Source organism: Hymenobacter guriensis, assembly GCF_015773195.1.
In the GTDB taxonomy this organism is placed as follows: Bacteria; Bacteroidota; Bacteroidia; order Cytophagales; family Hymenobacteraceae; genus Hymenobacter; species Hymenobacter guriensis.
In genome coordinates, this window is the sequence record NZ_JADWYK010000001.1 from 384,331 (window position 1) to 404,131 (window position 19,801).

The following is a 19,801-nucleotide window of genomic DNA, read 5'->3' on the forward strand; positions in this document are numbered from 1 at the left end:
CTTTGGCGCCTGACTAACTTGCCCTTTTCAATACATCTGCCCCACCTCGTATGTCCGATCTACACGCTGAAGCCCAACTAAGCAAAACCGAAATTCTCGCCCGTAAAAACGCTGAAGCCCTGCTTGGTGGCGGCCAGGACCGCATTGATGCTCAGCACAAAAGAGGCAAGCTCACGGCCCGGGAGCGGATTGATCTACTGCTGGATGAAGGCTCCTTTGAAGAAATCGGCAAATTCGTGATGCATCGCACCAAGGACTTTGGCCTCGACAAGGAATACTACCTCGGCGATGGGGTCGTGACGGGATACGGCACCGTCAATGGCCGGCTGGTATACGTTTTCTCGCAGGATTTCACAGTATTTGGCGGCTCGCTAAGCGAAACCTACGCCAACAAGATTGTTAAAATCATGGATCTGGCCCTCCAGAACGGGGCGCCACTCCTTGGCTTCAACGACTCTGGTGGAGCGCGTATCCAGGAAGGCGTGCTTAGTTTGGCGGGCTATTCCGATATCTTCTACAAGAATACCCTGGCCTCGGGCGTGATACCGCAACTCTCGGCCATTATGGGGCCGTGCGCGGGCGGCGCAGCCTACTCCCCTGCCATTACCGACTTTATCCTGATGGTCGAAAACACGAGCTATATGTTCGTGACCGGGCCAAACGTAGTGAAAACGGTAACCCACGAAAGCGTTACCAGCGAGGAGCTGGGTGGAGCCAACACGCACTCAAGCCGTAGCGGCGTTACGCACTTTGCCTGCGCCAACGAAATTGCCTGCATTACCCGGCTCAAGCAGCTACTGAGCTATATGCCGCAGAACTGCGAAGAAACGGCCCCGGCCCTCCCCTACGAGCCGGCGGATGAGTTGCGCCCCCTGCTGGACAGCATCGTGCCCGAAAACCCCAATCAGCCCTACGATATGCGCGAAGTAATTGCGGGCATCATCGACGCTGACTCCTTTTTGGAAGTGCACGAAAACTTTGCCGAGAATATTGTCGTTGGATTTGCCCGATTAGGCGGGCGTAGCATTGGTATTGTGGGCAACCAGCCCGCAGTACTGGCCGGGGTGCTCGATATCAATGCCTCCACCAAAGCCGCGCGTTTCGTGCGCTTTTGCGACTCCTTCAATATTCCGCTGCTGGTGCTGGAAGACGTACCCGGTTTTCTGCCCGGCACTGAGCAGGAATGGCGCGGCATTATCACCAACGGAGCCAAGCTGCTGTATGCCTTCTGCGAAGCTACCGTACCGCGCATCACCGTCATTACCCGCAAAGCCTACGGCGGCGCCTATGCCGTAATGAACAGCAAGCACATTGGGGCGGATATGAACTACGCTTGGCCCACGGCTGAAATTGCCGTAATGGGCGCCAAAGGCGCGGCCGAAATCATCTTCAAACGGGAAATTGCCCAGGCCGAAGCCCCCGAAGCCAAGCTGCAGGAGAAGGTGGATGACTACCAGCAAAAGTTTGCTACGCCTTATCGGGCCGCTCACCACGGGTTTATAGATGAAGTGATTCTGCCTTCCGAAACGCGCCAGAAGCTGATCCGCGCGTTTAAGATGCTGGAAAACAAAGTGGCCACCCTGCCCCGTAAGAAGCACGGCAACATTCCGTTGTAGGGAGGCCTGTATGCAACTAAACCCAAGCCTGATTTTTGTAGTTGGCGTCGTTCTTACACTAGCAATAGGACTTGTCTTTAGGTATACCCGGCTTATTCCTGCCATCCTTGGGGTACTAGGGTTTTCCGATGAACGGTCTTATTCAATAGGAAAAGTCGGCTATGGCTTTGCTTTTTCCGCGGCCTGCATCAATGCACTGGGAGTATTTATCAGCTTCTGGAATTGGCAAGTAGCACTCTGGGTAGTAGTAATAGCCGTAAATGTTTTGGCGGTGTTCTTTGCTGTTAGGCTTATAAAAAACCTGATTTCCTAATTTTTTGCAGGCAAAATGCGTCCAGAAAGCTTCGAGTTTCTTCAGAAATACCTCAACAACCCCTCGCCTACTGGCTTCGAGAAAGAAGGCCAGAAAATCTGGCTCGACTATATCAAGCCCTACATCGACGAGTATTTCGTGGATACCTACGGCACGGTAGTGGGCGTGGTAAATCCGGAAGCCGAATATAAAGTGGTGATTGAGGCCCACGCCGACGAAATCAGCTACTTCGTTAACTTCATCACGGAATCGGGCTTTCTGTATCTGCGGCGCAACGGCGGCTCCGACCCGCTGGTGGCCCCCAGCAAGCGGGTGAACATCCACACCAGCAAAGGCATTGTGAAGGCCGTGTTCGGCTGGCCGGCCATTCACGTGCGCAAAGTAGAACAGGATAAAGCGCCCACCATCGAAACCGTATTCCTGGACTGCGGCGCTTCCAGCAAGGAAGAAGTAGAGCAGATGGGCATTCACGTGGGCTCCGTCGTCACGTTCGAGGACGAGTTTATGGTGCTCAACGACAAGTTCTACGTGGGCCGGGCGCTGGACAACCGCGTGGGCGGCTTCATGATTGCCGAAGTAGCCCGCATGCTTAAGGAGAACGGCAAAAAGCTGCCCTTCGGCCTTTACATCGTGAATGCGGTGCAGGAGGAAATTGGCCTGCGTGGGGCCGAAATGATTGCCCACCGCATCAAGCCCGACGTGGCCATCATCACCGACGTAACCCACGACACCCAGTCGCCGATGTACGAAAAGAAGACTTCGGGCGACATTTTCTGCGGCAAAGGGCCTGTCATCACCTATGGCCCGGCCGTGCAAAACAACCTGCGCGACCTGATCATTGAAACCGCCCAGAAAGCGGAAATTCCTTTCCAGCGTGCCGCCGCCACCCGCGCCACCGGCACCGACACCGACGCCTTTGCTTATTCCGGCGCCGGCGTAGCTTCAGCTCTCATTTCATTGCCGCTGAAGTACATGCACACCACCGTGGAGACGGTGCATAAAGAGGACGTGGAGAGCGTAACCAAGCTCATCTACGAGACGCTGCTGCGCATTGAAGACAAGCACGACTTTCGCTACTTCAAGTAAGCCATTTAACCCGCTCAGAAAAGGCTGACCCTGCAGGTCAGCCTTTTCTGTTGTTTCGTCGCTATGCAACTGCCCGCTATCCTGCCGCCTCTGACCGTTACCGACCAAATGAACCGGCGCGTAGCCGTGCCTTTTCCTCCGCAGCGGATTGTGTCATTGGTACCGTCCCAGACCGAGTTGTTGTTTGACCTGGGTCTCGGCAACCGGGTGGTTGGCGTGACGAAGTTTTGCCTGCACCCCGCCGAGGCCCGCAAACAAGCCGAGGTTATTGGCGGCACCAAGAACTTCCACTTTGCAGCCATTGACGCGCTGCAGCCGGATTTGATTCTGGGCAACAAAGAAGAAAATTATCAGGAAGGTATTGAGCAGCTGGCGGCCCGCCACCCTGTCTGGATGAGCGACATCAGTAACTTGCCCGATGCGCTGGACATGATTCGGCGGGTGGGCCTGCTGACGGGCTGCCCAGAAGCCGCTGCAGAGCTGGCTGCCTCTATTGATACGTCCTTTGAAGCCCTGCCCCTCCCGGCAAACACCGAAACGGCCGCTTACTTTATCTGGCGGGCGCCCTACATGGTGGCCGCAGGCGGAACGTTCATTGATGATATGCTGACGCGCGCCGGCTATGAAAATGTATTTGGTCAAGTCACCCGCTACCCAGAGGTTTCAGCCGAGCAGCTGCAGGCTGCTGCCCCGCAACACATCCTGCTGTCTTCGGAGCCCTACCCCTTTAGCGAGAAGCATCTGGCCGAGTTTCAGGCTATCTGCCCTACAGCGAGCATACGCGTCGTCGACGGTGAGTTGTTTAGCTGGTACGGAAGCCGTTTGCAGCACTCGGCCGTCTACCTCCGCCAACTTCGAGCCCAGTAACCCTACAAAGCCGCCTGTCAGATGCTGACGGGCGGCTTTGTAGGGTTATTGCATACCTGGCTTTAGAATACCGGCGCCGGGGCAGGGTCCGTTGTGAACCCGGTTTTTTCGAGCTCGCGCCAGAACTGGGGATATGACTTGCGCACTACCTGAGGCGCCTGAATGGTGAGCGGGCCGCGCAAGGCCAGGGGAGCAAATGCCATAGCCATGCGGTGGTCATGGTAGGTGGCTACAGTTTGCCCAGCCACGCGGAAGTTTTCCGCCGCTACCCGGAACACGCCTTCGCCCGCATCGGTCAGCGCCCCGCCAAATTTGGCCAACTCGTTTTGCAAGGCCGCAATTCGGTCGGTTTCCTTGATGCGCAGGCTTTCCAGGCCCGTCATTTCGGTGGGCACGCCCAGCGCGGCGGCCAACACAGCCACGGTCTGAGCCAGGTCGGGGCAGTCGGTGAAGTCCTGAGCGAGGCTGGCAGCCGGGGCAATCTGCGTGAGCCGGACGGTTTCATCGGCCAGAAACTCGGTTTGTACCCCCAGCTTTTCCATAATGCCTACTATGGCTTGGTCGCCCTGCCAGGAATGACGGCGCAAAGTAGGTAGCGTAAGGTGGGAGCCGGCCGGCGCCAAGGCGACCATAGCGTACCAGTAGCTGGCCGCCGACCAGTCGCCTTCCACGGTGTAGTTGGTGGGCTGGTAGGGCTCCGGCCTTACTTCCAGCACCTCGCCTAAGTCGCGGCAGTGGGCTCCGAAGTGGCGCATCAGCGCTAGCGTCATGCGGATATAGGGCCGGGAGCCTACTTTGCCTGTGAGCCAAATGCGCAGGCCGTGCGGCAGCATGGGGCCCACCATCAACAGCGCTGAAATGTACTGGCTGCTGATGTCGCCGCGCACCGTCAGCTCCGTAAAGTCGGCTTCTTCGGTAGCCGGCTGGGGCGTGCGGCCCAGCAGGCGCATGGGCGGATAGCCCTCCTCACCCAGATACTCGATGCGGGCGCCCAGCTGCCGCAACGCATCAACAAGCACCGCAATAGGACGCTCGTGCATGCGGGCCGTGCCGCGCAGTTCGGTCTGACGCCCCGTCATGGCCAGGTAGGCCGTCAGAAAGCGCATCACCGTGCCCGCATCCTCCGCATCAAACGTAGCGGCGTCCTTTTCCTGCAGCAGGCGCTGCATCAGCTGGGTGTCGTTGGCATCGGAAAGGTTGGCGAGCTGACCACCCTCGGCCAGGGCCTGAATGATAAGGGCGCGGTTGCTTTCACTTTTGGAAGCCGGCACCTGCGCCGTACCACGCAGCGGGCCCCCAGGCCAGGTAAGAGAAACAGAAGCAGATAAAGCAGTCATGCGAAAGAAAAATCGCCGCCCGGCAGCCGGCGTAGGTAAACAGTCAAGACGAAAGTCAAAGTAGAGTTAGAGCCGGTGATAGTAGCGGAGCGAATCGGCAATGTCGGTTAATGTCACGGGCTGGTCGAACACGCCGTGGCCGAGGCCTTTGAGCAGGGTGCAGTTGATGGTGGTGCCCGCGTTTTTCTTGTCCTGGAGCGCAAATTCGGCAATGGCTTCGGTTTCCAGGGTGATGAACTGCACTTTCTCGAACACTGTAAACAGGAAGGTTTCCACCTGATCCAGTTCCTCAGCGGAGAGCAGGCCCCGGTGGTAGCTCAGCCAGGTTTCGCAGATCATGCCGGCTGCTACGGCCTCGCCGTGCAGGATTTCGCGGCCCGGCTGCGTGAGCAAGTAGCTTTCCAGGGCGTGACCCACTGTATGCCCGAAGTTGAGCAGCTTGCGCAGCCCGCTTTCCAGCGGATCCTGGGCGACAATGCGCTGTTTGAGGTCCACCGACTCGCGAATAATAGGCGTCCAATCATCGGTGAAAATGCCCAGGCGGCGGTTGCGGGCAAACGCCTTGGCATCGGCAATAAGCCAGTGTTTTACCACCTCGGCGTAGCCGGCCTTGAGCTGGCGTGGCTCCAGGGTTAGCAGAAAGCGCGGCTCGATGCAAACGGCCGTCGGCTCCTGAAACACGCCAATCTGATTTTTGAAGCCCTGAAAATCGACGCCGGTTTTGCCGCCCACGCTGGCATCTACCTGCGCTAGCAGCGTGGTGGGCACCTGCACAAACCGGATACCGCGCTTGTACAACGCGGCGCAAAAGCCGCCCAGGTCCGTTACCACGCCCCCGCCCAGGTTCACCAGCACCGCGTGCCGGTCGGTGCGCTCCTCGGTCAGCTGGCTCCACACGGCCTCGCAGGAAGCCAGGGTTTTGTACTCCTCACCCGCCGCAATTTCAATGATGTGGTGATTTTCGGGCAGGTAAGGCCGCAGCACGTCGTAGCACCAGCGCCGCGTGTTGGCATCCACCAGCACAAACACGCGGCTCACAGTGGGCCGCACCAACAGCGTCTGCAGGGCGGGCAGGGCCTCGGGGCCAATGAAAATGGTTTCTTCGTTCATCAGGATAGCCACCCCGTAGCGGGTGCGCGGTAAAGGTACATGCTCCCGCTTCACACCCAAGTAGCCGGGAAGGCACTTGCTACAATGGCTACCGGGCTCTTATCCGATGAAAGTTCTCTGAAGAGCAACTGCACATAGTATGTTTTTCCAAAGTTGCTCCTAACCTGGTCAGCCCAGCAAGATGCTGGCCCCGCATACTATATGCAGTATGCTTCCACTAAATGCCGGCAAGCGCTGCTCCGAACCAACTTCATCAATGAATAGCCTCCTGGAGCCGAGACGGCAAAGCGTGGAAGAGGTTTACCGGTTATCTTTGCTGCACCTTTGCATGGTCCACCCGACTTCGCTTAAAACGCCTGCCTGCATGCCCCCCACCCAAGCTCCCCCCATTTCGTTCGAAGATACGGCCGTGGCCTTTGCCTCCAAATCGGATGGCGACCTGCGCAAGATGTATGCGCTGTTTGCGGCCATGAACAATAATGTGCTGGTGAAAACGGGCGGCGGCCTGATGAAAACGGCGCTGAAATGGAGTTTGCCGGGCTCCAAATTTCTGATCAAGCACTCCATCTTTGAGCAGTTCTGCGGGGGCGAAACTATTCACGAGTGTATGCCCGTCATTCAGGAGTTGGGCCGCTATCATATTGGAACTATCCTCGACTACTCGGTGGAAGGGGAAGGCGACGAAAAAAGCTTTGACCGTACCCGCGACGAAATTCTGGCCACTATCGAGCTGGCCCACCGCTCCTCGCACATTCCCTTTTCGGTCTTCAAAGTCACGGGCGTAGCCGACAGCAGCATTCTGGAAAAGGTGCAGGCCGGTCAGGCCCTATCGGCCGACGAGCAGGCCCGCTACAGCCGCGCTCAGGCCCGCGTAGACGCTATCTGCGCCCAGGCCCACCGCTATGGGGTGCGGGTATTCGTGGATGCGGAGGAAAGCTGGTTTCAGGAAACCATCGACCAGCTTACCTACGGCATGATGGCCCGCTACAATAAAGAGTCGGCCATTGTCTGGAACACCTATCAGCTTTACCGCCACGACCGGCTCGACGCCATCAAGCGAGCCTACGCTACGGCTCTGCGGGAAGGCTATTTCCTGGGGGGCAAGCTGGTGCGCGGGGCTTACATGGAGAAGGAAGCGCGCGTAGCTGCCCAGCGCGGCTATACTAACCCCATCAACCCCACCAAAAACGCCACCGACGACCTGTATGATGAGGCCCTGCGTTACTGTGTGGAGCACGCCGACCGCATCAGCATCTGCGCCGGCACTCATAACGAGGCCAGCTCCCTGCTGCTCACCCAGCTTATGCAGCAAAACAACCTACAGTCCGATGACCAGCGCGTGTGGTTTGCGCAGCTCTATGGTATGAGCGACAACCTCACTTACAACCTGGCCAACGCCGGCTACAACACGGCCAAGTATGTTCCTTACGGTCCAGTAGAAGCCGTGATGCCCTACCTCCTGCGCCGCGCCGATGAGAATACCGCCATTTCCGGCCAGAGCAGCCGTGAGTTTCTGCTGATTCAGAAAGAAATGGCGCGCCGAAAGCGGCCGCAGGCGTAGCGTGCTGAAGCTGCCTGCATTCCAGCACTGAATTTGCCGCTGCGGCAGCTAATAGCTGCTACAGTGGCTTTTTTTTGTACTTTCCGCATCCCATTCCCCTTACATTGTTTCTTTTCCCCCTTTTTGTATGAACGGCCGAGTACGCAGACACTTAATCAAGTTTGCCCGCACCCAGGTAGGTACCACCAGCTATTTGAACTTAGTGCAGGAGGCCGAGCTAGGATTCAATCTGGAGATTTCCCACGAAAAGTCGCGCCTGAACGAGATTCTGGCCGAAATTTCCGAAACCGAATTTGCGGCGGACCGGCCCCTGCTTAGCTGCCTGGTAAAGGTAAAAGGCTCGAAAGGCCAGGGCGACCAGTTCTTTAAGCTCTGTGAGCGGCTGGGCCTGGGCGAATGGCGCACCCTGAAACAGGATGAGGCTTTCCTAACCAACCTGCGCCGGCAATGCCGCGAATTCTGGCAGGATGAGGCTAATTATCAGCAATTCGCCTAAAAATATTTGCAATATCTAATATAACCATTCTAATAGAATTTAGGCATTTACTCACTTCATTTGTAACCTCCCGTTGAGGTAGGCCGTTAAGCTACTCGAATCCCACGTTGAGATTCGCCGGTGTTCAGGCACTGGTTCTCATCCCATTCAAGTACTCTTAACTCCCACTTCCCATGAATACCAACGAATCGAACAACCCCCAAAATACTGGTACTGGTTCAGGCTCTAACTACGGCACCGGCTCGGCTGGTACGGGCTATGGTACCGGTGCTAATACAACTTCGAGCGGCAACCTGGGCAACTCCAGCACGGGCTCAGGTTCTATTGGCGGCGACGACTACAGCGCAACGGCTAAAGGTGCCGCAGTTGCTGGCACTGCCGGTGCAGTGGTAGGCCGTGGCATTGATGCCGTACAGAATGCTACCGATGAAGCAGCTCACGCTGTAACTGGCCAGCCTTACCAGAACACTTCGGGCCCTCGTGTGCTGACGTCTACTTTCCGCGACCGTGAAAGCGCAGAACGTGCCTATAGCTCCCTCTCTTCGCGTGGCTATTCCAAGGACGATGTGAACCTGCTCATGTCGGACGATACCCGCAAGACGCACTTCGGCGACCATACGCCTGATACCGACCTTGGTGATAAAGCCATGGAAGGCGCTGGTGTAGGCTCCGCCATTGGTGGTACTGCTGGCGCCGTAATTGGTGCTATTGCTGCCATCGGTACGTCGGTTGCTCTCCCAGGCCTGGGCCTGATCATTGCTGGTCCTATTGCTGCTGCGCTGGCTGGTGCCGGTGCTGGTGGCCTGACGGGTGGCCTCGTAGGCGCTTTGGTAGGCTCGGGCATTCCTGAGGACCGTGCCGCTGAGTATGAAAGCGACATCAAGAATGGCGGTATCGTAATGGGTGTTAAACCTCGTAACGAGGAAGATGCCCGCTACTTCGAAAGCGAGTTCCGCCGCCACAACGGTGACCGTATCTATAGCTAAGCTATAGATTGGTATCTTACAGAACCGCCCCTCTCCTCTCTGGAGAGGGGCGGTTCTTTTTGTTGGTCAAATGAAGGGTGCCTGCAGCCTGATTCTTTAACGTGCCCTACAGCAAGCAGCCGGGCACTTAAAGAAGCAAAAAGCACGTTCTCCTGTTAACCAAATCAGATAGCACTAACCTTTCGTTTGGGCAGCCTTTTGCATACGCTTTTGCGTATATTTGTTTAGGACTCTTTACCCCTCGGATTCATGTCATCATTCCGATTAAAAATAGGTTTGTACGCCTTTTTGGTTTCAGCTGTGTTCGTGCTGGCTTCCTATAAATTGTACAATAGAAGGAACAATACGCCAGTTCCCCAGAAGGATGAGCTATTGATCAAGGCTATGCTGCAGGGCCTTACCCAGGCTCACTACCAGCCCGAGAAAATAGACGATAATTTCTCGAAGCGGGTATTTGACTTGGCGCTGAAGCGGGTAGACTACAATAAAATGTTTCTGCTGCAAACCGATGTGGCCCGTCTGCGCAAGTACCAGACTTCTATCGACGATCAGGTGCGGGCGGGAACCCACGAGTTTCTGGATGTAACCAGCCAGCTCATCGAGCAGCGCACCAGGGAAGCGCAGACGCTTTACCGCGACATTCTATCGAAGCCGTTTGACTTTACGGTGGAGGAATCGGTGGAAACGGACTCCGATAAGCTCACCTTCCCCGTCGATAAAGCGGCGCAGCGTGAGCAATGGCGCAAGTACCTCAAGTACGAAACGATGCTGCGCATGTCGGAGATGATGGATGCGCAAACCAAAAAGGACCCTAAAGCCACTACCCCGGAACCCGTACGCACACCGGCCGAAATGGAGGCTGAAGCCCGCAAGCGGGTACTGAAAAACTACGACGATAAGTTCAGTGACATTCTGCAGACGGATGCCAACGACCGGTTTGCGCTGTACGCCAATGCCATTGCCAACACCTACGACCCGCATACGGAATATTTTGCCCCGCGCGATAAGGCCGATTTTGACCTGAGCATGACGGGCCGCTTCGAAGGCATCGGGGCTACCTTGAAAGAACAGGAAGGCCAGATCAGAGTTGATGACATCCTGCCGGGCTCGGCGTCTTACCGCCAGGGCGAGCTGAAGAAGGGCGACGTAATTATGCGCGTGGCCCAGGGCGCTGCCGAGCCGGTTTCGGTGGAAGGCTGGCGCTTGGATAAAGCTATTTCCCTGATTCGAGGCAAGAAAGGCTCGGAAGTACGCCTGACGGTGAAAAAGCCGGACGCCAGCATCAAAGTCATTCCGATTATCCGCGACGTGGTAATATTGGAAGAAACCTACGCACAGTCGGCCGTTATCAACGATAATGGCAAGAAGATCGGCTACCTGCGCCTGCCTATCTTCTACGCTGACTTCAACGACGACGGGGGCCGCAGCAGCGCCGCCGATGTGCGCAAGGAGCTGGAAAAGCTGAAGAAGGAAAATGTGGACGGAGTAATCTTTGACCTTCGCTACAATGGCGGCGGTTCCTTGCCGGATGCCGTGGATATGACCGGCCTGTTCATCGACAGCGGCCCGGTGGTGCAGGTAAAAGGTAGCCAGGGCTCCGCCACCGTGCTCAACGACCGTGACCCACGCGTGCAATACAGCGGTCCGTTGGTGGTGCTGGTAAACAAGCATAGCGCTTCGGCCTCGGAAATCCTGGCTGCTGCTATTCAGGATTACAAGCGCGGTGTGATTATGGGCTCGGCCAGCACCTATGGCAAAGGTACCGTGCAGCGGATAGTAGATCTGGATGACGTGCTAAGCGAATTCGGCAGCCTCAAGCCTTTCGGCTCCCTGAAGCTCACAATGCAGAAGTTCTACCGCATCAACGGCGGTTCCACGCAGTTTAAAGGCGTAGTACCCGACATTATTCTACCCGATGCGCTTAGCTACCTCGACCAGGGCGAGAAAGAGCAGGAGTACGCACTGAAGTGGGACGAAATCGGCCCGGCGCGCTACAAGACATGGGCAGCATCCTCAGTACCACTCGATAAGCTGAAAGCTCAAAGCCAGGCCCGTATTGCGGCCAGCCCATCATACAAGCTGGTTTCTGAAATGGTACAGCGCATGCGGAAGCGGAAAGACGACACCAACCTGTCGCTGAAGCTCTCCACCTTCCGCCTGGAGCAGGAAAAAGCCAAGGCCGAGTCGGACCGTTACGAGGCCATGAAAAAGGCCGCACCGGTGCTGGCCATTGCCCCGCTGGCTACCGACGTACAGGCCCTGGGCTCCGACTCCGTGAAGGTAAACCGCGCTGCCCGCTTCACGAAAGTCTTGAAAACGGATATTGACCTGCGGGAGGCGGTAGCCGTGATGAAAGACCAGTTGTAAGCTTCTTTCGCCCTATAAGTTTAAGCCCTCGGCCCACTCAGGCTGAGGGCTTTTCGTTGAAATACGGCCCTGCTTTTTCGTTAGTAAACAACCCAACCAATAGAAAGACATCCGCCACCCACACCTTTGATATAACAACCTGAAATACAGGCATATATTTTTAGTATTTCTTGCGAATATTTTTAGCAAACAAGCAACTGTTTTTTATCTTGCGCTGTTTACTTAGCATGACAGAGAACATGGAAAACAACATCATTCCGCTGGTTCTGACGGATGAGCAGAAACAAGCCGAGGAAACCTGGCGCAAATCCATTCCGGCCCAGGTTTTCCTTAATTACTTCTTCGCAATCAACTACCACATCCAAGAGGGCGACGACGCGCTGGGTGGGTTGCAGCACCTCCCCTTCTTCCGGGCCCACCAGGCTGAGCTGACGGAACCTGATCTGCAGGCGGTAACCCGCTTGCTGCACGCTTCGTGGAGCACGGAATACGCCTTGAGGGCTACGGCTGAGCTGGGCGACGAGGATTACCTGCGCAATGCCCTGCACTGGACGTTTCCGCAGGCTTACCACGCCATCATGGCTGGATTGCAGGCCTTCCTGTACACGGCTGGGGTGCGTAGCAACAACCCTTCGCTGATCCGGCGAGAAGTGGGCCGCCTGGTGGTGCGTAATGCCTACCCACGCCCAATTTCGTTTTACGCGGCCGGTGCCTACGGTGACTTCAGCATTCATCGGCTACCGCTGGCGGGCTACAAGCCAGGCCTGCACATTGCCGGCAAGGAAATCGAAGCCCAGGCTCAGATTGGCCAGTTCCTGCGCACCACGCGCAAGCTGAAAGCCCAGCAAACGCGCCAGCAGGTGCAAGCCAACGCCAACACCGCCATTCGCAGCCAGAAAACCGGCAAGCCCCTGGATAAGTGGACGGCCACACACTGGCAGCAGATTACCTGGCGCCTGGGTTACACCACCATCTTCGATCTGCTGGGCCGCCTGCGCATTTCGCAGACCAGCCGCGAGATTGAACGCTACGTGGAAGCAGAAATTGACTTCAAGCTTTTCCACCAGTCGCTGCTCAACATCGTGAGCTACCTCAATGGGCTGCACGAAAGCTACGTGGCCAAGGCTATGGGCCTGGAACGGTATGAGCAGCTGGTGGCCGAACTACCTAAGCACCTGCAGCATACATTCGTGGAAAACCGCCTGCGCAACCAGGTGCGGCCGCTGCTCACCGATACATTGCCCGAAGCGCAAATGGGTATTGCAGCTTAACGACTGCTATGGTTCCCTTACTTCATATAGACCAAAACGCTGCTCCGCTGGGGCAGCGTTTTTTGCTTGTGCGTTATTTACCAATCCCACTTGGAACTACTGTTTAGGGTGCTTGCTGAAATACATATGGCGCGTGGCTGCCAGTGTGTACCTTTGCAGGCTTATTCAACGACCTACCTTCTCATGCACCACCTCAGCGAACAGGAAATTATTCGCCGCAACAAGCTCGACGAGTTGCAGAAGCTCGGCATCGAGCCCTACCCGTCGGAGCTGTTCGACGTGAACTTCTACGCCCAGGAAATCCAGGATAACTACCACCCGGAGCTCAACAACTTCCAGGAAGTAAGCCTGGCCGGCCGTCTGATGTCGGTGCGGGTGATGGGTAAGGCTTCGTTTGCGGAGCTAATGGACGCCTCGGGCCGCATTCAGCTTTACATCAACCGCGACGAAATCTGCCCCGGCGAAGACAAGACGCTCTATAACGTGGTCTTCAAGAAGCTCGTGGATCTGGGTGACTTCGTGGGCGTGAAAGGCCACGTGTTCAAGACGCAGGTGGGCGAGACGTCCATTCACGTTACCGAGTTCAAGCTATTGAGCAAGAGCCTGCGGCCGCTGCCCGTGGTGAAAACGCGGCGGGACGAGGAAACGGGCGAAGAAGTGGTGTACGACGGCCTAACTGACCCGGAAATGCGCTACCGCCAGCGGTACGTGGACCTGGTGGTGAACCCGCACGTGCGCGACGCCTTTGTGAAGCGTACCCAGTTGGTGCAGGCTATGCGCAACTACCTCAACGACAAGGGTTATCTGGAGGTGGAAACACCCATTTTGCAGCCCTTGTATGGGGGCGCCGCCGCCCGCCCCTTCAAAACGCACCACAATACGCTGGACATGACGCTGTACCTGCGCATTGCCAACGAGCTGTACCTGAAGCGCCTTATCGTAGGCGGCTTCGACGGGGTGTACGAGTTCAGCAAGGACTTCCGCAACGAGGGCATGAGCCGGTTTCACAACCCCGAGTTCACCCAGATGGAGCTGTACGTAGCCTACAAGGACTACTACTGGATGATGGATCTGGTGGAGGAAATGGTGGAGCGCGTGGCCCTGGCTCTGCACGGCAAAACCGAGGTGCAGGTCGGCCAGAACCTCATCAACTTCCAGCGCCCCTGGAAGCGCTTCACAATGGCCGAGGCCATTGAGCACTTCACTGGCCTGAACATCGACGGCAAAAGCGAGGAAGAACTACGCGTGGCGGCAAAAGACCTGAAAGTCGGGCTCGACCCCAGCATGGGCAAGGCCAAGATTATCGACGAAATCTTTGGGGAGCATGTGGAGCCCAAGCTGATTCAGCCCACGTTCATCACCGACTACCCGGTGGAAATGTCGCCGCTGGCCAAGAAGCACCGCTCAAAGCCGGGCCTGGTGGAGCGGTTCGAGGCCATCTGCAACGGCAAGGAAATCTGCAACGCCTTTTCCGAGCTGAATGACCCCATCGACCAGCGTCAGCGCTTCGAAGACCAACTGGAGCTGGGCAAGCGCGGCGACACCGAAGCCATGGTGCTCGACGAGGACTTCCTGCGGGCCCTGGAGTACGGCATGCCGCCCACGGCAGGCCTGGGCATCGGCATCGACCGGCTGAGCATGATCATGACCAACTCCAACTCCATCCAGGACGTGCTGTTTTTCCCGCAGATGAAACCGGAATTTACCAAGTCGGAAAACGCGCCTAAATCGGAAGAGCCTGCATAGGTTATCAAGCCGAAAATCAAAAAGCCTCCTGCGTTAATCGCAGGAGGCTTTTTTTTATCAAGCTACTTACCCTTCCAATTGCTTATCCAACCAAAGAAATGTGCGATGGACAAGTCTGATTTTGCTAGGGGGCTATTAAACCAATCCCGCTAGAAACTCCTACTGTCGGCAATTTTGCTTTAGCCTTTCAGCAATTTTCTTTCAAGCTCTTGATGATGATTTTAACGGGGCAGTTCGAAAGAGGTTACCAGAAGCCCGAATTTTATTAAACTGATTCCGGCCGGCCGTCGGTGCCCGCCTCAGTGGTCGTGGCAGGCGAAGTTGAAGAACCCAGATCATTGAGCAGAGAATCGGCGGCGGAACGGTCGGGGTTGGTATCGGCCGATACCCCGCCGGTTTTCAGGTCGTTGAGGCGGCTAAGGCCTTCTTTGAACAGCTTGTTCAGGTCGTCGGAAAAGCGGCTGGCCGAGTCGCGCAGGCCGGCGCGGGTTTCTTCACCGGTTTCGGGCGCCAGCAGCAGGCCAGCTACAACACCAGCCGTAGCGCCGGCCAGCAGGGAGAGAATGATTTTACCGTTGTCGTTTTTCATGGTAGGGAAAGTAAAAGGTGAGTTGTCCGTGTGGAAGACAAATAACGCGGAACAGGCAAAAGAGTTGAAAAAAAGCCCTTCCTCGGAAAGAGAAAGGGCTTTTTCTATGACTAAGCTGACTTTGCAGTGGCTTACAGCTCGTTCAGGAGCTTAGTGATTTCGCGCTTGCCTTTGCCCAGCTTCTGCTGCAGGCGGCCTACGAGGTCTTCTTCCTGACCTTCGGCGTATTCCAGATCTTCGTCCGTGAGCTGGGCGTACTGCTGACGCAGCTTGCCTTTTGCTTCGTTCCAGTCGCCTTTCAGCTTCAGGCTGCTACCGGGGATGGTAACGCCCAACTCTTCCAGCTTTTCTACGTAGCCTTTGAATTTGGTGTCCAGCTCTTCGCCGTACTTGGAAAGCTGCTCGCCCAGCTGGCCGCTGTACTTGGTAGCAGCCGAGCCCAGCTTTTCGCGGGTGGCTTTGCCGTTATCGGGTGCCATCAGCATACCAGCAATGATACCGGCGCCGGCACCAGCCAGAGCAGCGAGGAGAATTTTACCGGAGTTGTCTTCTTCGTGATACGACATGAGTAGGGAGAGAATGAATGTGAATGGTTGAGGTACTTGGAAAGGCAACGCCTCCCACAGATCAGCCGCGCCAGTACAAGGGAGCGAGGCCTGACCTGATGTTATGCCTATACGCAGGCTCTGGCAAGGGGTTTTAAGAGAAGACAAAAAAATAGCTTCTGCCGAATACTTCCATGTGGGCGACTCTTGTGGATGGGCTTCCGTATGTTTGGCATATCCTTCACCTTACCCCAGGGTCATGAAATTTCTGCTTGCCTTCCCCCTGCTGCTAACGGCTCTGGCTGGTGGCTGCCAATCCACTGAGCAGCCTGCTACCGCAGTCAAAGAGTGCATCGACGCGTCGAAAATCAAAAAAGACGGCATGTGCACCATGCAGTACGACCCGGTATGCGGCTGCGACGGCAAAACGTACGGCAATGCGTGCCAGGCTTCCAATGCCGGCGTAACGAGCTTTACCAAAGGCGAATGCCCGCCCGCTACCACCAACTAACTTTTGCTGCCTGATGTCTGAGAAACGCTATTTCCGCCAACAACAGCCCTTCGTGGTGCCCACTACCGATGGCAAGCTCATTGAAGAGCACATTGGGCTGGCCAGCACCGGCACCGGTCAGTACAGCGTAGCGCACATGGTGGCCCCGCCCCAGTGGAGCGAGCCGCACCAGCGCCCCGAGTTTGACGAGGTAACCATTGTGGTGCGCGGCCGCAAGCGGTTTGAAATCGACGGCGACGTGGTGGAGCTGGGTGCTGGAGAGTCGCTGCTGATTAAGGCCGGGGCCCGGGTACGTTACTCCAACCCCTTCGATGCCGAGTGCGAATATTGGTCGGTGTGCGTTCCGGCGTTCAGTCCGGCTACCGTGAACCGGGAAGAATAGGCTAGGCAGCACTGGCACCTTGCGAAGCCTGTTATTTCCTTTCTTCAAGGGAAGTGACAGGCTTCACTGCTTTCTCAACAGTCATTATTTCATGCCCAGCCAACGGCGTAGCTCGGGCGTGCGGTGGGTGCTGGCGGTGAGGCTCACGGGCTGCCCACGCAGGTGCACCACCAACGTATCGTTGAAGTAAGACTCCAGCCGCTCGATGGCACTCAACTGAACGATTTCGGTACGGTTGAGGCGGAAAAAGCGGGCCGGGTCGAGCTGGGCTTCGAGCTGGCTCAGGGTTTCATTGAGCACAAAGGCCCGGCCCTGCCCATCAATAGCGTGCGCGACGCCGTTTCGCAGCTGAAAGTAAGGCAGATCGTCCACATCGAGCAGGTAGAGGCCCTGGCGGGTTTTGCTCACCAGCCGCTGCTTGTAGGTTGGTGCGGGCACGGTGCTACTTAGCGAGGCAGCCAGCTGTTGCAGGGCCGCCCCCTGAAACGACTGCCGCAGCCGCTCAAACTTCTGCATAGCCGCCGCAAACTGGGCGTACTGCACCGGTTTGAGCACGTAGGCAATGCCATTCTGCTCGAAGGCCTGCACCAGAAACGAGTCGTAGGCCGTGACGAAAATGATGGGGCTGCTGACGGCCACCTGCCCGAACAGCTGAAACACGTTGCCGTCCAGCAGCTCAATATCCGACAAAATCAGGTCGGGGGCCGGGTGCTGACGTAAGAATGCTGCGGCTTCACTTACCTGCTGACACTCGCTCACAATGGTAGCTGTAGGGGCATACTGCAAGGCAAAGCGGCGGAGCTGGTCGAGAGCTGGCTCCTCATCTTCAATCAACAGCAAACGGAGCATAAGTAGTGAGTAGTGAGTAGTGAGTAGTGAGATGCTACGCGGATTGAGTAGCGGAACTGTATAAAAAGCGCAGAAAACGAGGTTAAATCTATTTTACGCTGGGACTGGGGCCCGGCGCACCAGGGGCAGCGTTACGCTGAACTGCTCGGGCGTGTCGTCGATGCGCACGGGCGTATCGTGGAGCAGGGCCAAACGGGCGCGCAGACCCGCTAGCCCGCTGCCCTCGCCCGGGGACGGCACCGGGCGGGGCTGGCGGGCATGGCTGACTTGCAAACTGGTAACGGTGAGAGTGAGCCGCACCCGCAAAGGCCGGGCGCGGCTGCCCAGGTTATGCTTAAGCGCATTGGTGAGTAGCTCCTGCCCTACGCCAGGCGGAATCAGCAGCAGCTGCAGCTCATCATCAGGTACCTGTACATCCTCCTCGAACACGTAGGCGGCCCCAAAGCGCCGCTGCAACAGAAACTGGTAGTCGCGCAGGAAAGCCAGCTCCTCGGCTACCGGCACGGCATCGTGCTGGCGGGTGCGCACCAGGTAGCGGTAGAGGCTGGCCAGATGGGTCACATAGTCGTGGGCGGTAGTGTTAGCTGGCTCGATGAGGGCAGCCAGAATGTTGAGGTTGTTGAACAGAAAGTGCGGGTCGACGTGCTGCTGCAGGGCCCGCAGGCGCGCCTGGGTGGCTTCCTTTTCCAGGCGCTCCACCTCTATCCGCACCTGGGCGGCGTGCTGCTGGTACAGAAACGGCAGGTACACGCTGCCCACCAGCAGGTACAAAAACACCTCCGACGCAAGAATGCGCACCATCGGGTACCAGCCGGCGTAATTGTCGTGCCCGATGTGGGTTAGCTCCAGCACCGCCGTAAGCAGCTGCATACCGCCCACGAACAGCAGCGCCCCGCGCCAAAGCAATTCGAAGAAGTAGCGGGCCTGCCCCGAAGCCTGCCCGCGGCGCACACCCCGGGCATGCAGTTTATCCAGCAGCCAGACAATCAGCAAAGCCTGCAGAAACGTCCAGAACGGCGCATCCGGGAACAGGTAGAACTCCTCCACGGTCACAGCCATGATCAGGCGCGTGTACAGGGCCAGCAGCAAGGCCAGCGCGAACATGAACAAGTAAAACCAGGGCTTTTTGCGCATGAAAGCAGGGTTTGGATTGCAAGCTATAGAAGTAGTTGGTCATCTAGCGCAGCGCCCGGAATGACCAACTACTTTGCGACGGGCATTTTATATGGCTTAACGTTTGCGGCGCGCAGCTCAGAATTGACCGGCCGGTTTCACTTCCTTGCCGGTTTCGTCGAGGAAGCGTAGCACGGGCTGGTTGTTTTTATCAACGCCAATGGTAAGGCGGGTACGGCCCTGGTTATCCTTGAAATCGAGCGTAGACTGGTCGGTGTTGGCCACCATCATCATGCGGGTGGCCCCGCGCTGGTCGGCCATAATCACGGCCGAGGAGCGGCCGGCCGTGGTGCCCACGTACATGCGCGTCATTAGGCCCAGCTTGCCTTCCTTCTGGGCCTTCTGCTTTTCCTCGGGCGTAGCATTCTTGTACTTCTCGTTCAGCACGGCCACCGACTCCTCGGGGGCGTCGTTGAAGGTGAGGCCGGCCTTGTAGCCTCCCCCTTGCTCCTGGTAGTTGAGGGCAATAACCTGATCCTGACCGAACCGGTCGAGGGAAAAGTGCCCGCCGGCGGAAGGCTTGCCATCCGGCCCCTTTTCGCCCCCGAAAATCAGGCCACCGCACTCTTCGCCTTTGTCGTTATAGAACAGCATGCCGGGGTGAGGCCGCTTATAGTCGATGTGCTTGCCGTCGATGGTGACGCCCTGCGGAAACCGCTCCTTGTTGCTCATGATCATCTTCACGGTCCCGTCGCGCTCTACCAGGTTCAGGCGCTCCACCGATATTTCGCCGAAGCGCACGGGCTTATCGGGCTTACCGAAAGCGCATAGCAGGGCCACGGCCGGCACCAACGTAGCGCCCAAGGCATAAGCTTTGAGGAATTTTACGTCACGGGCGAGTTTCTGCGTATCCATGAGGAAGAAGGTTTAGGGTGAATGATGTCCCAAAGCTTGTCCTTCGCGGCTCTGAAAGCAGGTACTTTCGCGGGAGTGCCGGAAAAATCGTGCGAGTGCCGGAAACCGGGGCGTGAGTGCCTAATGCGCCGGTGCAGCTTC

The 19,801-nt window shown here is 57.0% G+C and carries 18 protein-coding genes; 11 read left to right on the forward strand and 7 right to left on the reverse strand.

Annotated elements, in window-relative coordinates; translation table 11 throughout:
- Nucleotides 1-50 precede the first annotated feature (50 nt).
- From I5L79_RS01585 to I5L79_RS01595, 3 genes are all read left to right on the forward strand, one after another.
- Nucleotides 51-1,616 carry an acyl-CoA carboxylase subunit beta gene (locus tag I5L79_RS01585; protein WP_196953259.1) on the forward strand — a complete coding sequence of 522 codons (1,566 nt, stop codon included), beginning with the start codon at nucleotides 51-53 and terminating at the stop codon, nucleotides 1,614-1,616.
- A 328-nt stretch (nucleotides 1,617-1,944) separates the two neighbouring features.
- Nucleotides 1,945-3,015: a M42 family metallopeptidase gene (locus tag I5L79_RS01590; RefSeq protein WP_196953260.1), complete on the forward strand. Its 1,071-nt coding sequence runs from the start codon at nucleotides 1,945-1,947 to the stop codon at nucleotides 3,013-3,015.
- Between the two features lie 63 nt (nucleotides 3,016-3,078).
- Nucleotides 3,079-3,882 carry an ABC transporter substrate-binding protein gene (locus I5L79_RS01595; protein ID WP_231402669.1) on the forward strand — a complete coding sequence of 268 codons (804 nt, stop codon included), beginning with the start codon at nucleotides 3,079-3,081 and terminating at the stop codon, nucleotides 3,880-3,882.
- A gap of 62 nt (nucleotides 3,883-3,944) precedes the next feature.
- Here I5L79_RS01595 and I5L79_RS01600 read toward each other — a convergent pair whose 3' ends face one another.
- Together I5L79_RS01600 and aroB are read right to left on the reverse strand one after the other, a co-directional pair.
- Entirely contained in the window at nucleotides 3,945-5,219 is a 1,275-nt protein-coding gene (locus I5L79_RS01600) for a 3-phosphoshikimate 1-carboxyvinyltransferase (RefSeq protein ID WP_196953261.1), read from the reverse strand.
- Between the two features lie 66 nt (nucleotides 5,220-5,285).
- Complete coding sequence (gene aroB / locus I5L79_RS01605) at nucleotides 5,286-6,329, reverse strand: 3-dehydroquinate synthase (RefSeq protein ID WP_196953262.1); 1,044 nt, start codon at nucleotides 6,327-6,329, stop codon at nucleotides 5,286-5,288.
- Between the two features lie 364 nt (nucleotides 6,330-6,693).
- Between aroB and I5L79_RS01610 the strand changes: the two genes are divergently transcribed.
- The 6 genes from I5L79_RS01610 (at nucleotide 6,694) to lysS (ending at nucleotide 14,756) form a co-directional block, all read left to right on the forward strand.
- Nucleotides 6,694-7,890 (forward strand): proline dehydrogenase family protein, encoded by a 1,197-nt coding sequence (locus I5L79_RS01610; protein WP_196953263.1) that lies wholly within the window; start codon nucleotides 6,694-6,696, stop codon nucleotides 7,888-7,890.
- Between the two features lie 127 nt (nucleotides 7,891-8,017).
- Complete coding sequence (locus I5L79_RS01615; RefSeq protein WP_196953264.1) at nucleotides 8,018-8,386, forward strand: hypothetical protein; 369 nt, start codon at nucleotides 8,018-8,020, stop codon at nucleotides 8,384-8,386.
- A gap of 173 nt (nucleotides 8,387-8,559) precedes the next feature.
- Nucleotides 8,560-9,372, forward strand: a complete 813-nt coding sequence (locus I5L79_RS23570) for a hypothetical protein (protein ID WP_317191347.1) — start codon at nucleotides 8,560-8,562, stop codon at nucleotides 9,370-9,372.
- A gap of 384 nt (nucleotides 9,373-9,756) precedes the next feature.
- Entirely contained in the window at nucleotides 9,757-11,739 is a 1,983-nt protein-coding gene (locus I5L79_RS01625; RefSeq protein ID WP_231402671.1) for a carboxy terminal-processing peptidase, read from the forward strand.
- A 227-nt stretch (nucleotides 11,740-11,966) separates the two neighbouring features.
- A complete protein-coding gene (locus tag I5L79_RS01630; protein ID WP_231402673.1) occupies nucleotides 11,967-13,010 on the forward strand; it encodes a hypothetical protein in 1,044 nt (347 codons plus the stop codon).
- A gap of 183 nt (nucleotides 13,011-13,193) precedes the next feature.
- On the forward strand, nucleotides 13,194-14,756 hold the full coding sequence (gene lysS, locus I5L79_RS01635; protein WP_196953266.1) for a lysine--tRNA ligase: 1,563 nt from the start codon (nucleotides 13,194-13,196) through the stop codon (nucleotides 14,754-14,756).
- A 265-nt stretch (nucleotides 14,757-15,021) separates the two neighbouring features.
- Here lysS and I5L79_RS01640 read toward each other — a convergent pair whose 3' ends face one another.
- Complete coding sequence (locus tag I5L79_RS01640; RefSeq protein WP_196953267.1) at nucleotides 15,022-15,345, reverse strand: YtxH domain-containing protein; 324 nt, start codon at nucleotides 15,343-15,345, stop codon at nucleotides 15,022-15,024.
- 131 nt (nucleotides 15,346-15,476) lie between these two features.
- Entirely contained in the window at nucleotides 15,477-15,911 is a 435-nt protein-coding gene (locus tag I5L79_RS23575) for a YtxH domain-containing protein (protein ID WP_196953268.1), read from the reverse strand.
- Between the two features lie 238 nt (nucleotides 15,912-16,149).
- Between I5L79_RS23575 and I5L79_RS01650 the strand changes: the two genes are divergently transcribed.
- Nucleotides 16,150-16,401, forward strand: coding sequence for a Kazal-type serine protease inhibitor family protein (locus I5L79_RS01650; protein WP_196953269.1), 252 nt, complete (start codon nucleotides 16,150-16,152; stop codon nucleotides 16,399-16,401).
- Nucleotides 16,402-16,414: 13 nt separating this feature from the next.
- Nucleotides 16,415-16,783, forward strand: a complete 369-nt coding sequence (locus tag I5L79_RS01655) for a cupin domain-containing protein (protein ID WP_196953270.1) — start codon at nucleotides 16,415-16,417, stop codon at nucleotides 16,781-16,783.
- A gap of 84 nt (nucleotides 16,784-16,867) precedes the next feature.
- On the opposite strand, the gene I5L79_RS01660 is transcribed toward I5L79_RS01655, so the two are convergent.
- The 3 genes from I5L79_RS01660 to I5L79_RS01670 form a co-directional block, all read right to left on the reverse strand.
- The gene (locus I5L79_RS01660) at nucleotides 16,868-17,632 is read right to left on the reverse strand and encodes a LytR/AlgR family response regulator transcription factor (RefSeq protein ID WP_196953271.1); all 765 of its coding nucleotides are present in this window, start codon (nucleotides 17,630-17,632) and stop codon (nucleotides 16,868-16,870) included.
- A 93-nt stretch (nucleotides 17,633-17,725) separates the two neighbouring features.
- A complete protein-coding gene (locus I5L79_RS01665) occupies nucleotides 17,726-18,766 on the reverse strand; it encodes a sensor histidine kinase (protein ID WP_196953272.1) in 1,041 nt (346 codons plus the stop codon).
- Nucleotides 18,767-18,883: 117 nt separating this feature from the next.
- Nucleotides 18,884-19,660, reverse strand: coding sequence for a hypothetical protein (locus I5L79_RS01670; protein WP_196953273.1), 777 nt, complete (start codon nucleotides 19,658-19,660; stop codon nucleotides 18,884-18,886).
- Between the last annotated feature and the right edge of the window lie 141 nt (nucleotides 19,661-19,801).